Origin of the sequence: Streptomyces niveiscabiei (assembly GCF_001419795.1) — a bacterium.
Classification (GTDB): Bacteria; Actinomycetota; Actinomycetes; order Streptomycetales; family Streptomycetaceae; genus Streptomyces; species Streptomyces niveiscabiei.
Genome location: NZ_LIRL01000346.1, coordinates 1 through 15136, shown reverse-complemented (window position 1 = coordinate 15136; position 15136 = coordinate 1). Strand labels below are relative to the sequence as shown.

The window sequence follows — 15136 nt, the reverse complement described above, 5'->3', positions numbered from 1 at the left end:
GGGTGGGGGTGGCGGTGGGGTTCCCTCCTCGGTCGGTCGTCCCAGCGGAGCGCACCGCGCCGCAGGGGTGCGAGGTCGTACGTCCGGGTCTGGGACTTTCCTCGTACCTCAAAAAGTCCCAGCTTCCGGGCGCTCCACCTCGCACCCCTGCACCACGGCACGCTGGGCGGTGCCGTCCAACCGAGGAGGGAACCCCACCGCAGGCGCGTTGTGGCTGAGGCGCCAGCCGGAGGCCGGGGGGGGGGAGAAGCCGCAGATGGGTTGCATGAGAGCTTAAAATATGGTTTAATTAAACATGTCGAGAGGGGAGGGCAACACCCCGACCGGCACCCCGAGGTTCAGTCGGCCTCGGTCAGTCACTCTCACCAGGAGCAGAGCTATGGGTACTCCCCAAGCGGACGTGAACCCCAAGTTGGCCACCATCAAGGCGCTACTCGCCAAGGCCGAGAACTCCGCGACCCCCGAAGCGGAGGCCGAGCTTGCCCGCACGCGGGCGATGGAGATGATGGCCAAGTACGGTGTCGACGAAGCCCTGTTGAGCGACGGACAGCCGTCGCGGGACGGGATCGTCACTCGGTACGTCGACCTGCCCAACCCGTGGTCCATGCCGCGTGCCCGCCTCATGTACTTCATCGCGGAAGCCGTCGGATGCAAGTCCCTCCACATCGGTGGACAGGGAGCCGGTACGCGACAGGTTCAGATCGTCGGATACGAGTCCGACGTGCAGCGCGCCGAGATCCTTTACGCCTCGCTCCTGCTTCAGATGTTCAACGGGTTGAATGCGCAGGCTGTGCCGTACGGAGTTCGGAGTGCGCGGGCGTGGCGGAACTCATGGCAGGTCGGGTTCATCGTGCGGGTGACCGAACGGCTCAAGGCGACCGAGGACGCCGCCCGAGCCGCCGCCAGCGCAGAGACGTCGGCCGCCGGGCGCAGCGGCGAACTTGTGCTGGCCGACCGCGACGCCATGGTCCAGGCCGCTTTCAAGGTCGAGAACCCGCACGTGCGGACGCAGCGAGGGTCGTACAGCGGTAGCGGGTACGGCGCCGGTGCCGCTGCTGGAAACCGGGCCGACATCGGCGGAACTCGCCGCATTGGTGCCGCGACCGCCGGGGTGCTCGCCTCCCACTAGTGGTCAACTCCGCCGGGGGCGGCGGCCCCGTCGTCCCCGGCTCTGTAGGAAGGAAGGGAATCCCATGTCCTTGAAGAGCCGCCCTCTGGCGCGGTGGAGAATTGACAACGATCAGATGCAGGCCGGTAGGGCGTGGGTGTCGTGCGAGGTCTGTGGGGCCACCGAAAACCTGACGCGCGTTGTCTGCCGTAAGTGGCCGTCCAGCACCGTCGGCGCGAGGTACTACGCCCGATGCCCCCAGCATCCTGACGCTCTGACGGCCACGGTCGAGTGCTGATCAAAACCCCAGGAGGTCACAGCATTTCCGCTTCCGGGTCACCCGGCCAGCCGCGCCAACTGCCGGTCGTGCCACCTGCTGAGCAGCAGCAGCGCGACGGTGGCGCCGATCAGCGCGCAGAACATGTCCCACTGGGTGTCCCACACATCGCCTTGCGTTGCCAGGAAGTCATCCGCCGCGTGCCCGCCGACGACCGCCGCCGCCCACTCGAGCATTTCGAAGAGCGCGCTGAAGGCCAGGCACGCGCAGACCGTGAGCGGTGCCAGCCAGCGGCTGCCGCGCAGCGGCGAGGTCCGGCTCAGCAACTCCCGTACCAGAATGGCCGGTACGAAGCCCTGCATCAGGTGCCCGAGCCGGTCGTACGGATTCCGCGCCAACCCCAGGACGTCCTGTCCCCACTCGCCCAGCGGCACCCGGGCATAGGTGTAGTGCCCGCCCATCGCCAGCACCAGCGCGTGCACCGCGAGCAGACAGCACAACAGGCCCGTCAGCGGGAAGCGCCGCCAGGTCCAGACGGCCAGCGGCAGCCCGATCAGGACCCATACCACTTCCAGCAGCCAGGTCATCCGGTCGTACGGCGCCCATGCGGAGACGGCGACCCCCGCGACCACCACCGCGGCGCAGACGCGAGGGAGCACGGAGGGTGGACCAAGCGTGGTCGCCGTACGGCCACGAACAGCTGTGGACAGGGACATCGGAGGCGCTCCTTCTTCTCGGCGACCTCATCATGGCGGCCTCGGGCCCCGGCGCCCTGAGTACAACTACTCAGACGATCCCAGGCAACCGGCTCTGTCTACGGCGTTCGCCAGCGGCTCAGACCTGCCGCCCGCCCCGATCTGTGAAGGCCGCCGAGGCGACTTCGGATCTTCACTGACCGGGACCGCTTTGGGTCGCCTTGGTGGGCCGATCCGCGCCGCCGCAGCCCGCTGCTTGAGTGACGCCGGTCACGTCATTTCGGATTGCCCCACCCGCTAGAACATGGTTTAATTAAACATGTCGGGAGGGGGAGGGCAGCACCCCCTCCCGGCCCCCACCGGGCCGAACGGCCCGACGGAACTCACCAGGAAGAGAAAAGCGATGCTCAACGTCAAGAACCGAGCCGGCTCTGAGGCGACCCCCGCCCTGTGGCCGACCCTTACGGTCGCCGAACTCGCCGCGCACCCGGGCAACCTCCGTGACATCGAGACCCCGGCCGATCTGCTGGCCGACGTGACGGAGAACGGCGTCACGGAGCCGCTGTACGTCGTGCGGACCAACGGTGACGTGCCGCAGGTCGTCGACGGGCTTCAACGTCTCGTCGCCGCCGTTGCCGCAGGTCTGGAAACCGTCCCGGTCACGTACCGCCCGGTCATCCGCATCGACGCGCTCACCCCGCACCCGAAGAACGCCCGCGAAGACCTGGACATCAACGCGGCGTTCGTGGAGTCCCTCCATGCCGAGGGGTGTCGAATTCCCGTCAAGATCCAGCGACTTGACGGCGGGGTGCTTCAGGTCAACGACGGCAACCGCCGCTTCTACGGCTCGAAGGACGCGGGGCTTACGCACCTGCCGTACGAGTGGGACGACGACGACCGCGACGCCGCCGGACAGTTCCTCGACATGATCACGACCGCGCAGCACCGCAAGGGCCTGACGCCGTCGGAGATGAACCAGGCCATGTTCAGCGCGGCCGAGGCGGGCGCGCAGGTGGGCCGTATCGCCCGAGCCGCAGGCGTGCGGCAGAAAGACGTCAGGACCGTCGTCAAGGTCCGGTCCGACGAGAAGCTGAGCGCCGCCGTCGCGAGCGCGAGCAGCTACGCGTGGACGTTCGAGCACATGGCCGCGCTCGCCGAGTTCGCCGACGATGCCCAGGTACTTGAAGCGATCACCGAGGCCGCCGCCGAGGAGGACGCCGACGCCAGCGACGTCGACTGGGCCATTGCCATTGAGCGCACCAAGCGCGACCAGCGGGCCAAGGCCGAAGCACACCGCGCGGAGCTGGAAGCGGCCGGACAGAAGGTCAGGGACGTCGAGGAACTGTCCGAGCGCGCGGTTGCCGTGTGGCGCCTTCGAGGCGTCAGCGCGGAGGAACACGCCGACTGCAAAGGGCAGGTGTGGGTGTTCGACGAGCGGCGAGGGGACCGGTACGAGCCGTACTGCTCAGCTCCCGGTCTGTACGGTCACACGGCCCCCGTGAGCGCCAGCGGCACCGGCGCCACGAAGACCGCCGCCGAGGTGGAGGCCGAGCGCGCCGCCCGCGCCGCCGTGAAGAAGGGCAACCTTGACTGGGACGCCGCCGAGGCCCTGCGCCGGAAGTGGATCACGGACCTGATCAAGCGGCGCAATCTGCCGAAGAACATCACCAACGACCTGATCGGACACGTCAACAACGCACTGCTCAACGGAAGTTGGGGCATCTCCGAGGATCTCAACAAGGAGCCGACCACCGAGATCCTGGCCGTCTTCCTGGGGCTGACCACCGAGCAGGCCAAGAACCGAGGCGGTTTCGCCGGGCACGTCGCCAAGGACCCCCGCAGGGCTCCGCAGCTTCAGTTCGCGGCACTTGCCGCAGTCCGCGAGAAGTGCGCGACGCGGTCGGCGTGGCGGACGGACAGCCAGCGGTCGGACTGGACCCGGAAGCCTGCGGGGCGCTGGTTCATGGTGCTGGAAGCGCTGGGGTACCCGTTGACGCCGATCGAGCGGTCTGTTGTGGACGACGAGCCGTACGACCCGGCGAAGAAGCCCCATGCCGCGATCACGTCCGGCGGCGAGCAGGGAGTGCAGGAGGAGTCCGGCGCCGAGGAGCCGAGCGAGCAGGAGGCCGACGAACCGTCGAGCGATGACGAAGCCGCCGCCTGACCTTTCAGCCGCCCGATCCCGGGGGCGGGAAACTCCTCGCCCCGATCGCCCCAGGAGCCCCACAGTGCCCCGTACAACCCTGTCCGAGCCCCACGCCGACGCCCACGGATGCGGTTGCGTCCCCGCTCCCGCCGACCCCGACCCCAGCACCACCGCCGACATCATGCAGGCCCGCGCGATCGCGGCCGGACTCGCGGAATTCGGCATCGGTCCGGCCCGCTGGTCCGCCGCCTACGACCACCAGGGCGCCGCCGTCGTTCTGCGCGTGGACACCTCACGCGGCCTGTACGCGCTGGTCATCCCGGCCCCCGGCCAGCCGTTCCCCGTCCACTACCGGGGGGAGCGCATCGGAGCGCTGGACTGCCGCCGCACCTACGGCACCGCCGACAGCTACACCGCCGCCCTGTTCGCCGCGTTCCTCCGAGACCGTGCCGCACTGGAGATTCCCGGCCGCGATGCTTGCCCTACATCTGAAAACGTGGTTTAATTAAATGTGTCGGAGGGGGAGGGCAACACCCCCTCCGACACACGGGCCGCCATCGGCCCGACACCCGGCCGCACGCGGAGGGCAACCCGCCTGGCCGGGCGCTCGATCCCTCTCTCACCAGCAGGAGCACCCTTCCGATGAACACCTCTGTCTTGCGCTTCGACGTCCCGGAGACGGCGGAGAGCCACGTCCGCCAGCTTGTCGAGGCCACCAACGCCCGCGCCGCGATCCACGGCCTAAACCCCTATGCGTTGGAGATGTCCGCGCCGTTCCTCGCGGACTACAAGGACCACGGCGGCCGGGTGATCGGCAAGCGGTACTTCGTGACCGTCACGCTCACCGGCGGAATCCCCCGCCACGCCGGTTGGACCGTCGTCGCCCGACTCGACCACGACGACGAAGGCGAGACGATCCTCAGCACCTTCCCCGGACTCTCCGACGAGCTTGCCGAAGAGGCGCGCGGGATACGGGTGGTGGAGAACTTCTGCTACGGATGCAAGGTCGAGCGTGACCGCACCATCACCTACCTCGCGCGCCACGAGAACGGCGAGTACCGGCAGTTGGGCACCACGTGCGTCGAGCCGTACACGGGTCTGTCGATCAAGGGACTTCAGGCGCTGTGGAGGCTGGAGAAGATCAAGGACGCCGACTGGGACGGGTTGGGGGTCGAGGGAGTTCCCGCCGACATCCGGTTGCCCGTGGACAGGGTGCTCCAGGTGGCCGCCGCCGTCGTGGCGATGGACGGCCGTTTCTACGCCCGGTCCGAGGAATGGAAGAAGGCCACGTCGACCGCTGACAGCGTGTCCGCCTACTTCTTCAACCGCCGGATCTCCGAGGAATGGCGCGCGGACGTCAATGCTCAGCCCGGCGCCGAGGCCACGGCCGCCGCCGTACGGGAGTGGGCCGTCCAGGGATACGGCAGCACCAACGACTACCGCCACAAGATTGCCCAGTTGGCGAAGGGACAGACGGTCGGGCAACGGCACCTTCCGACGCTCGTTTCCGCGATCGCGGGATGGCACCGGGACCAGGAGAAGGCGGCGGCCGAGCGCGCGGCCCGGTGCTCGATACCTCAGGGGAAGGTGGGGGAACGGCTCACCGTCTCCGCCACCGTGACGACCGTGATCGAGCTGGAGGAGCGTCACTACGGCTACCACGCTCAGCGCCGCCGACTGGTCAAGTTCCAGGACGCGAGCGGCAACGTCTACGTCTGGTACAGCAGCGCGGCCGACGTTCCCGGCCAGGGCGACGAGGTCGAGGTGACCGGCACCGTCAAGGACCACAGCACCTACGGCGAGGTGGCACAGACCGTACTGACCCGGTGCCGCGTCACCGAGCGCGAAGCCACCGAGGAACGCGAGTTGGTCGCCGCGTAACAGCGCCGGTCGGGCGGTACCCCCTCCGCCCGACCGGCCCCCGGCGGGTGGCCGGGACTCGGACGGCATCGAGCCGCCCGCGTCCCGCGCGCCTACCGCCGGCCGACCTCCCGGCGCGAGCGCGGAAGACCGCGCAGAACCCCACGAAGGACGTCCCAGAGGGACGGCTCAGCCTGGCCCGGCTCGCAGCCGGCCGGAACGTCCGGGCCGAAGACGGCCCTCCCGCACCGTCCGGACGCCGGGCCGAAGGGCGTGCCCTGCGGGCACGACGGTGCTGTCCGCCGCGCTCCGCGCGACCACCTTCGTTGAGGCGCGGCGTGTGCCTGACCACGCCACCGAACATCATGAGGAACACCTCATGCCCGAGGATGCGTGTGCCGTTCGCCCGGACCGCCCGCTTGGTTCGCTGATCGGTCATGGCTCGTGCGTCGTCCGGTCACGTGCCCGACCTGCCTGTGCTGGTGTCCCGGGGCTGCCGTGCGCCAGCCCGACCCCGTCTGTTTCGCTGGAGCAGGGCGGCGCCGAGCGGGGTCAGAGTGTGCAGAACCGTGTTGGCGTACCGGTGGCTGGTGATCAACCCGGCGTCGCGCAGCCGCGTGGTGTGATGGCTCGCCGTGGTGGGGGTGACACCGGCGTGCCGGGCGGCCTCGGTCGTGGTGGAACCGCACGCAGCCGCGCGCAGAATGGCCGCGCGGGTGGGGCCGAGCAGTCCGTTCAGAGGTGTGCAAGTGGTCGGAGGCGCCGTCACCGGGATGTACTGAACGGGATATATCAGGACGGGCAGGAGGCCGGGGTCAGCCAGGGCGATGGGAACGTTCCAGCAGAAGTAGGAGGGGATCAGCAGCAGTCCACGCCCGTTGAGGTGGACATCGCGCCGGCACGGATAGGCGGGGACTTCCAGCACGGGGTGGCGCCAGCGGACCGCCGGGGTCAGGTCGGCGAGCACGGCCTCGATGCCGGCCCGGAACAGCGCGCGGGTGTGTCTGGCCCGCTCGGCGTGCAGGCGTTCGTGGATGTGTTCCTCGTACGGAGCGAGCACGGCGCGGTGATAGGCGCGCAGGGCGTGCACGAGCTGCCCCCTCACCTCTCCCTCGGCGACTTGGTGCGCCCAGGCGGGCGCGCCCACGGTCTCCTGGAGCCGCGTGATCTCGTCGGCCACTCGGCGGCGCGAGGTCGCCAGAATGCTGTCCAGACCGGCGTCCAGCCCCTCGATGCCCTCGGCCGGGGTGAGGAAATCGGGGAAGTACCTGGCTCGCGGAAACAGTGGCAGGAGCAACGGCATCGCGGTACGGTCCAGGCCGGTCTCACGGAGTGTGGAACAGGCGGTGCGGTACCAGGGCGCGTGGGCCCAGCGGCCCTCGCGGGTCTGGAAGCGGTGCAGACTGGCTGTGATCTCCCACAGTGGATGAGGCCCGGCCGCCACCCTGAGGCGGGTCAGGTCCTCGGGCGTGAAATGGAAGCGGAGCATCCCGTTTCCTCGTCTCTTCCCAGCTGTCATCTGCGATGTTTCAGTGGGCTCGCACGAGCATGACAGCGGTGCAGGGGGGCGCGGAACATAAGTTCACGCCAGCCGGATCCGCCGCCCGAAACGGGGATACGGAGCGCCCGGCACAGCCGTTGCACTCGGCGCCCACAGCGGATCTCGGCACCGACCATGAGAAGGGGATCGGTATGTCCTCGAACAAGCACGAGAGCACGCCCAGACCGCGTCGGTTCCGCAAGGCCCTGGCGGTCGCCGGTCTCACCGGCGCCCTGGCCTCCCTGAGTCTGGTAGTGCCCGGCACGGCGAACGCCGCCGTGCGGGCCTGGGAGTGTCCCGTCGGGTACGTGTGCGTCTGGAGCGGCACCAACGGCACCGGCAGCCGCTGCGCCTGGTCTAGCGCCGACCCGGACTGGTGGGGTGGTTCCGTCCAGTGTTCGTGGTCCGACACACAGAACGTCCGGTCAGCCTTGAACCGTGGCACCTCGTCCGCCTATGACGGCGTCGCCTTCTACCACGGCGCCAACTACACCAACTACAGCGGCTGTCTGTCGCAGAACGGGGGACGGGACAGCAGCTTCAACGCCAGTCTCCGTTCCCATCGTTGGGTAGCGTCCTGCTGATCCCGGCCTGACACCGGGGGCTGGCCTTCTGGGGTCGGCCCCCTTCCAGCGCGTTCAGGAACCAGGTACTGGTCACCTTTCGTAGCTGGGCGAGAGGGAAGCCTGTCGTACAGCCCTACTTGTGGAGATGCTGGGCGTCGGCTCAAAGTGTCGGCGGCGGCTGAATCCTGACCCGGTGTGGGCGGTCGAGTTCTGACCCACCGGGTCTGGTTGCCGGTGTTCAGTCGGTGTCGTGTGTGGCGGTGGGGACGCGCCCGAGTTGGCGTCCGCGCATGCGGTAGGAGTCGCCTTTGAGGGAGTGGACCTCGGCGTGGTGGACGAGGCGGTCGATCATGGCGGCGGCCACGGTCTCGTCGCCGAAGACCTCGCCCCAGCGTCCGAAGGGTTTGTTGCTCGTGACGATCACGCTCGCTCTCTCGTATCTGTTCGAGACCAGCTGGAAGAACAGGTTCGCGGCCTCGGATTCGAAGGGGATGTAGCCGACCTCGTCGACCACGATCAGCGGATAGCGGGACAGTTTGGTGAGCTCGGCCTGGAGGTGTCCGGCGTGGTGGGCGGCGGCCAGGCGGTCGACCCATTCGGCGGCGGTGGCGAACGCGACGCGGTGGCCGGCCTGGCAGGCGCGGACCGCGAGTCCGATCGCCAGGTGTGTCTTCCCGGTCCCCGGCGGTCCCAGGAAAACAGCGTTCTCCTTCGCGGTGATGAAGTCCAACGTGCCCAGATGCGCGAGCTGTTGGCGCGTTATGCCGCGCAGATGGGTGACATCGAGTTCCTCGATCGTCTTGATCGCGGGGAAGCGGGCGGTGCGGATGCGGGCCTCGCCGCCGTGGGACTCGCGGGCGGAGACCTCCCGCTGGAGGCAGGCGACGAGGAACTCGGTGTGTGTCCAGGTCTCCTTCAGGGCGCGTTCGGCCAGGCGTTCGGCGGCGTCCAGCAGGGCCGGGGCCTTCATCGCCCGGGCCAGGAAGGACAGGTCGGCGGCGGTCTGACGGCCGGTCCTGGGCCCCGCAGCGGCGGTGGTCCTGGTGGTGGCGGGCATCAGGAGACCTCCGGATCATCGGCCTGACCGCCGCCCTCGATGAGGGTGAACAGGCGGTCGTAGGAGTCGAGTCGGCGTTGTTCGACCTCGACGAGGTCACTTGCGGTGGCGGTGTTGTGCCGACGGACGGCCTGGGCCCGGGAGGCTTGATGGTGGCGGTAGTCGCCGCGCAGGACGGCTGCGGCGCGGGCATGGACCGGGTCGGTGATGGTCTGCTGTTTGGCCCAGCACCGTGGATGGCGGGCGACTTCCGCCCCGCCGGGCGTGAGGGTCACGACGACCTCGTCGGTGTCGGTGCGGACCTGGACCTTCTTGCCGATGGCGAGGGGGTGCACGGAGTAGTCGCAGGTGTCGACGCGGATGTAGTGGTCGCGGCCGATGCGGGTGGCGAAGCGCCACCATCGTGGCGGGTCGACGGGTGGCAGGGTGAGCATCTGGGCCCGGTCGGCTTCCCACCGGTCTATGGGGCGGGCGCCCAGGGTGCGGTGCTGGCGCCGGTTGGCGATGGCCAGCCAGGTCGCCAGCTGGGTGTTGAAGTCGTCGGGCCCGGTGAAGGTGCGGCCCGGCAGGAAGCTGGTCTCCAGGTAACCGTTGGCCCGCTCCACCAGCCCTTTCGCTTCGGGATCGCGGGGTCTGCAGAGGTAGATCCGGGTGGCGAGCAGGCCCGCGAACGCGGCGAAGTCGCCGGTCACCTTGCCGCGGCCGATGCCGGCCTCGTTGTCCCAGACCAGCATCCGCGGGACCGCGTTCCAGCCGGTCAGCAGCTTCCAGTGTCCGTCGATCAGGTCGCCGGTGGTGCGGGTGGGTAGCATCCGTGCGGCGATGAGCCGTGAGTAGCCGGACACCATCACGAGCACGGGAGGACGGCCGGACTGGCCGTATCCGAGCGGGATGTCGGCCGGTGGGAACCACAGGTCGCACTGGGCCAGCTCGCCGGGCTGATAGCTGGTGCGTGAGACCGGATCGACCGGCAGATAAGCGGGCCGCAGCTCGCGTACGCGTTCTTTGAGGACGGTCATGCCACGGTCCCAGCCAATCCGTTCGGCGATCACGGTCGCGGGCATCGTCGGGGTCTGCTTCAAAAGCTCCCGGATCTGCGGTTCGACCGCGTCGACCGCCGAGCCCTTCGCTGGCCGCGAGTAGACCGGCGGCCGGTCGGTGGCCAGGGCCCGCTTCACGGTGTTCTTCGAGATGCCCAGCTGCCGGGCGATCGCCCGGATCGGCATCTGCTCGGCCCGGTGCAGCCTGCGGATCTCTGCCCAGTCCTCCACGGAAATCACCCTCTTCTCCTGACCTTCGATCAAGATCAGGTTGGTCAGAAGACCACGAAGTGGGTCAGTTTTGATCCGCCGTCAGAGGGTCACGATTCACCCGCCGCCGACAGTGAACCGGCATCCGGACAGGCGCGCGAGAACCGCCCTGAGTGCTTCCCGCGGACGCGGGGGTGAACCGCGAGAGTCGAGCGGGGCGTTGCTGTCGCCGGCGTGCTTCCCGCGGACGCGGGGGTGAACCGCTGGCGGTGCTCATCCCGGTCGCGATGGAGGTGTGCTTCCCGCGGACGCGGGGGTGAACCGGTCCGCCAGGAACGGCGCCGCGTCATCGAGGAGTGCTTCCCGCGGACGCGGGGGTGAACCGTCGGACGTGCGCCCGGCGTTGTCGATCATGGCGTGCTTCCCGCGGACGCGGGGGTGAACCGATCACGTACGCGCCCTTGCCGAGCAGGTCGCGGTGTTTCCCGCGGACGCGGGGGTGAGCCGAGGTCGTACAGCTCGTTGTAGGACCACTGGTGGTGCTTCCCGCGGACGCGGGGGTGAACCGCACGCCCGCGCTGCGGTGCGCCGTCGGCTCCATTCCGAACCAGGTGGCGAACTGGCCGGACGCAGCGCGTCGTCCGCCGCCCAGGGACTTCACCATCCCCGTCGGGAACCGGCTCGCCGGGTGCGGCTGACCATCGCACCCGGCACGTCCTACAGCTCTCCGCTCAGCACAGCACGCCGGGCGCGTACTTCACCACGCCTGACGTCGTGGCGTCCCACATCCAGATCTCGGTTTCCCGCCAGAGCCTCGGCAGCTCCAGGACAGGTTCCGTGAACGGGTCACCCGTCCGGGCCAGGCGACGGCTCCCCGGTAGCGGCGTTCACCCACCCCGTCTCGACCGGCGAGGGTCTCCAGGAGGCATCGTTCGTGAGGATCGCGGCGAGACCCTCACACTCATCTCGCCTCCGCCCGCCAGGGCCGCCGACTCGATCAGGTCCGGGGAGATCCCCTACTCGGCGAGCGCAGGGAGCTGACGGGCGCGGAGAACGCCATGCGGAACCCCGCGTCCCCCTTCCAGTCGGCGGCACGCAGGGGCTCCGGCATGCGGCTGGCCATGTAAACCCCGGCGAGCAACCCGCCGGCGGCTTCGTCGACGGGGCGACACGTCCGCGGACTTCGCCTCCCAGACCGGCATGTCCACGGCCTCCGTGGCGACGACGCCCCCGTCGGCCGCCGCGGATACGCCGTCTCCCACGGTGGTTCCCGCACCCGCCCTGACCTGCGAGGAGGCTGCCGGATTCCGTCGTCCGACGAACGTCTTTATCGTCGTCTATACCGTGGCCATTTGCAGGCCAGAGCGCCCGATAAACCACCCACTCACCCACCCATAATCACGTAGGGGTGGGCTGGATCGGTTTGGAGTGTTTCTTTCCGTCGGGTCCGCTGGTGTACGGTTATCCCGTCACATCCCTTCGAACTATGAAGGGAGGTGAAGCCATGCCCGGTCCCCGCGAAGGTGATCGGGTGGCACGGTCCGGGTGCTGTTCCAGGCAGGAGGGAGCCCTCCGCTACCTGAAGCAGATCGCCATGGTCCTGCGGATCGGTTACTACTTGGTGCTGCTGGTGCAGTTTCTGTAGTGTCTGACCTGCTGGAACACGGCGGAGGGCTCACCTCGTCGCAGAGATGAGCCCTCCTGGTCCGTTTCACCTCGTAGGGCTCCGCGCGTCGCCTGCAAGCAATGGCGCGCGGGGCCCTTCCATGCGTGGACCTCCGTTCCACCGTAGCACGTTTCCGAATCCGATTTCATTTCTCTCGGGGTTTTCAGCATCAGGAATCGGAGTCCTTTCGATGCTTCCGTGACGCGATTACATCACTCTCAACAGTAAGTCGCGAACGGAATCTTTGCGGCATCCGATTGTTTCCCCAGGTCGATCCGTAATTCCTGGAACGTGAAAACGTAAGAGTTGGAGCCGTGAAACGTGACTCTGAAGCGGTGGAACCGTGCAACCGAGTCAGGTTTCGCTCCTGTACTTCGACAGCGTCGAAGCGTCCTGACAGAATTACGTCTGCGCAGGTCAGGGAGGTGGTGTGGGCTGCGTGATGAACGTGCCACCCACCCCAGGAACCCCGTGGATGATGCTCTCGGAGTACCGAAACCGGGTCTGTCCGTCTACGGCCTGTTGTCTGGGTGGGTTGCAGGGTCTGCCCTCGCGCGCGACCCGGAGGCCCTCTCATGCCCCTTGTCCGGGGATGGTGTCCACACCTTTGCCCAAGTCCTCTGCGCCCGGACCCCGGACCGGGTGTCAGACCCATCCCGTCCAACGATCGCGTCTTTAAGGGAGGTCCGGTGACGGAGGAGTGGCGTCCGGCAGATCCTGGTGCTGTGGATCATTTCGAGGTGCGGGAGGTACCCCTGGCCGAGGTCGACTCGGCCGGCCTGGTGGAGACGGACTTGGAGGCGTTCGCCGAGTTGGCGCGGCTGGACATGGAGGATGCGGACCTGGCAGGGCGTAGGGGGATGCGGTTGTCGGGGGCGGGGGACGCGGACCACTTCCGTCGTCGGGCTGCGGTCTGGGTCCATCTCGCGGAGAGGCACCCCGAGTTGGAGGCTGAGGCGGCCCAGTCCGTCGAGTTGTGGCAGATCTTCGAGTGGCGTGCGGTGGCGTCCGTCGTCGAGGGCTCGGTCCGCTCGCGCCGTCTGTAGGCGGGAACCGGCAGCGAGGGGCGAGAACGAGTTAATGCAGAAACGCTGTTTCGTCTTGCTGTCGGAACCCACGACCCGCCGCCCTCAACAGGCTCCGTGTGCAGCTGCACGTCCGCGACGACCGCGACCCCATACTCGGCGGCGGCCCGCCCTCCGAGGACCTAGGTGGTTTGGGAGCCCTACAGATTCCGCCCCGGCCTCGACTGCGCCGACTCCCTCGGCCGGTCCTCCGACATCCTCACCCTGGAGGCCCACGCCTCGACCCGCCTCGCCGTGCCCTTCCTCGACCTGAGGATCGGCGGCTCCTTCGGCGGCGCGGCCTGGCTGGGAAGATGACTGCGCGACCGGGTGCCGGGGGCCGCGGTGCGGGGACAGCGTTTGCGCTCAACCCGCGCGAGGTCCTGGAGACGACGCAAAGGGACCTTCCCACCGCGAAGGTTTCTGCTGCCCGAACCCCGACCGCCCTCGGTCGGGTGACGCCGAAGAACGCCAGGCAGACGTCCTACAGATCCTGAACAGCCCGCAGGGCCCGGCCGACGTGCGCCATGGTCTCGGCCGGGACTTCGCCCAAGAGCTGCGCGCCGTCGAACCGGTCGATGCGCAGTTGGGCGATGTTGATCGAGATGGCGGTGCAGGGGAAGGGATCGGTGATCGTGACAGACATCGCGGTGTCGGGGTACCGGCCGGGCGGGTGCAGCACGATCGCCAGGACGGCGCCATACGTCGTCTCCACGCCGGTCAGGCTTCGCGGCCGTCGGTCTGCCTCCAGATCTCGCCGCGTCTCACAGCAGGGTGTCGCCCTCGCCACAGAGGTCGTCGGCGAGACCGAGCGCGGCGAGCTGCTGACCGCCGTCGTACACGGACTGGCGCTGGACGACCCGCGCGATGTACTGGGACAGGGTCAGGCCGGCGGTCCGCGCGGCCTCGGTGAGCGCGGGCACCACGTCGTCGGGCAGGTCTACGGTCACGGCGGTCATATGGGCAGAGTATGGACACGCCGGGCCCCGTGTCAGGGTTCCGGGGAATCCGGCCTCCAGGAGGGTTACCACGATGTGGACCGCTGACGATGGAACACCCAAGGGGTCGGCCCCTAGCGGAGTCGGGGTTCTCGCGCGAGGGGGCCGTGGCGGTGGAGCGGCCACGCCGCCGGAAGGCCGCCTCGCTCGTCCGGTCACGGGGAGGTAGGGCGGCGTGGTCTTAGCGGGTCGGAACGGTGTAGGTGAGAGGGGAGGTGCGGAGGAGGGGGACGTCGGGGACGGGCCGCTGCTCGTCGACGTAACCCGCGAGGTCGGGACCCACGACGGACCTGCTTCCCGCGGACGTGGGGGTGAACCGCTGAACTGGCCTCGGTGCTCTGCTGGCTTGAGCACCAGATTTGCGCAAACCTTGGAACGTACGTCGCGACTTCAATGTTTCTAGGTTTAATCATGATCGGTAGTTGCTTTCGTGACTCCTTCTGGTGAGGTGCGCACGTGTACGCACCGGTCCTGGATTGATGGGGGCTGAGGCGGATCGAGCAGGGTTGAATAGGGTGCCAATGTCCGGTTCTCTGGAATAATCGCAGGTCAGACCCACCCTCGTCTCGGGTTCGACTCCCCTAGGCTCCACATCTTTGGACCCCCTTTGACCTGCGGAAACGTGGGGCGGAGGGGGTCTTTTGCTTGGCGGGGTGTGCAGCCTGTGGGCACATCGGTTCAGGGCGCGGGGACCACAGTGCGTGAGCTGGGGCTTTATCTGGCCGCTGGGTCGTTGGGGAGCTTGGGGGCGTTCGGTTTCTTCCAGTCGTTGTTGGGCTTGTGCGTGCCGCCGGGTGGTCTGGGGGACGGGAGTCTGGTGTAGATGGTGATGCGGGCGCCGTGGAGTTGGGTTGAGGTGTGGGGGCGGAAGTGGTGGTGGAGGGTGTTGGTCTTGGCCTGGTCCTCGGG

The 15136-nt window shown here is 68.4% G+C and carries 14 protein-coding genes and 1 CRISPR repeat array; of the genes, 7 read left to right on the top strand and 7 right to left on the bottom strand.

Annotated features, from left to right (window positions below):
* The first annotated feature begins 379 nt into the window (after positions 1-379).
* Positions 380-1129, top strand: a complete 750-nt coding sequence (locus AOK24_RS17715) for a DUF2786 domain-containing protein (RefSeq protein ID WP_055721045.1) — start codon at positions 380-382, stop codon at positions 1127-1129.
* A gap of 315 nt (positions 1130-1444) precedes the next feature.
* Here the strand turns inward: AOK24_RS17715 and AOK24_RS17705 are convergent, their stop codons facing one another.
* The gene (locus AOK24_RS17705; protein ID WP_206191218.1) at positions 1445-2101 is read right to left on the bottom strand and encodes a DUF2238 domain-containing protein; all 657 of its coding nucleotides are present in this window, start codon (positions 2099-2101) and stop codon (positions 1445-1447) included.
* Positions 2102-2483: 382 nt separating this feature from the next.
* On the opposite strand from AOK24_RS17705, the gene AOK24_RS17700 reads away from it, so the two are divergent.
* The 3 genes from AOK24_RS17700 (at position 2484) to AOK24_RS17690 (ending at position 6107) form a co-directional block, all read left to right on the top strand.
* On the top strand, positions 2484-4244 hold the full coding sequence (locus AOK24_RS17700; protein WP_055721043.1) for a ParB/RepB/Spo0J family partition protein: 1761 nt from the start codon (positions 2484-2486) through the stop codon (positions 4242-4244).
* Positions 4245-4308: 64 nt separating this feature from the next.
* The gene (locus AOK24_RS17695; RefSeq protein WP_055721042.1) at positions 4309-4731 is read left to right on the top strand and encodes a hypothetical protein; all 423 of its coding nucleotides are present in this window, start codon (positions 4309-4311) and stop codon (positions 4729-4731) included.
* 137 nt (positions 4732-4868) lie between these two features.
* Positions 4869-6107: a hypothetical protein gene (locus AOK24_RS17690; RefSeq protein WP_055721041.1), complete on the top strand. Its 1239-nt coding sequence runs from the start codon at positions 4869-4871 to the stop codon at positions 6105-6107.
* 436 nt (positions 6108-6543) lie between these two features.
* Here AOK24_RS17690 and AOK24_RS17685 read toward each other — a convergent pair whose 3' ends face one another.
* Entirely contained in the window at positions 6544-7575 is a 1032-nt protein-coding gene (locus AOK24_RS17685; protein WP_055721040.1) for an ArsR/SmtB family transcription factor, read from the bottom strand.
* Positions 7576-7778: 203 nt separating this feature from the next.
* Here AOK24_RS17685 and AOK24_RS17680 point away from each other — a divergent pair, with 203 nt between their 5' ends.
* Complete coding sequence (locus tag AOK24_RS17680; RefSeq protein ID WP_055721039.1) at positions 7779-8210, top strand: peptidase inhibitor family I36 protein; 432 nt, start codon at positions 7779-7781, stop codon at positions 8208-8210.
* 220 nt (positions 8211-8430) lie between these two features.
* Here AOK24_RS17680 and istB read toward each other — a convergent pair whose 3' ends face one another.
* A complete protein-coding gene (gene istB / locus AOK24_RS17675; protein ID WP_055721038.1) occupies positions 8431-9249 on the bottom strand; it encodes an IS21-like element helper ATPase IstB in 819 nt (272 codons plus the stop codon).
* Positions 9249-10529 (bottom strand): IS21 family transposase, encoded by a 1281-nt coding sequence (gene istA, locus AOK24_RS17670; RefSeq protein ID WP_055721037.1) that lies wholly within the window; start codon positions 10527-10529, stop codon positions 9249-9251. Before istA ends, istB begins: the two co-directional genes overlap by 1 nt.
* A 143-nt stretch (positions 10530-10672) precedes the next feature.
* A CRISPR array of direct repeats spans positions 10673-11067; the repeat unit is 29 nt; unit sequence GTGCTTCCCGCGGACGCGGGGGTGAACCG.
* Between the two features lie 1823 nt (positions 11068-12890).
* On the opposite strand from istA, the gene AOK24_RS17665 reads away from it, so the two are divergent.
* Together AOK24_RS17665 and AOK24_RS48545 are read left to right on the top strand one after the other, a co-directional pair.
* Positions 12891-13211: a hypothetical protein gene (locus AOK24_RS17665; RefSeq protein WP_055721036.1), complete on the top strand. Its 321-nt coding sequence runs from the start codon at positions 12891-12893 to the stop codon at positions 13209-13211.
* Positions 13212-13376: 165 nt separating this feature from the next.
* Positions 13377-13547: a hypothetical protein gene (locus tag AOK24_RS48545; protein ID WP_159051905.1), complete on the top strand. Its 171-nt coding sequence runs from the start codon at positions 13377-13379 to the stop codon at positions 13545-13547.
* Positions 13548-13713: 166 nt separating this feature from the next.
* Here the strand turns inward: AOK24_RS48545 and AOK24_RS17660 are convergent, their stop codons facing one another.
* The 3 genes from AOK24_RS17660 to AOK24_RS17650 form a co-directional block, all read right to left on the bottom strand.
* Positions 13714-13944 (bottom strand): hypothetical protein, encoded by a 231-nt coding sequence (locus AOK24_RS17660; RefSeq protein ID WP_240553985.1) that lies wholly within the window; start codon positions 13942-13944, stop codon positions 13714-13716.
* Positions 13945-13993: 49 nt separating this feature from the next.
* Positions 13994-14188, bottom strand: a complete 195-nt coding sequence (locus tag AOK24_RS17655; RefSeq protein WP_240553984.1) for a toxin-antitoxin system HicB family antitoxin — start codon at positions 14186-14188, stop codon at positions 13994-13996.
* A 753-nt stretch (positions 14189-14941) separates the two neighbouring features.
* Positions 14942-15136 (bottom strand): hypothetical protein (locus tag AOK24_RS17650; RefSeq protein ID WP_420876673.1); only part of this gene is annotated, 195 nt, incomplete at its 5' end.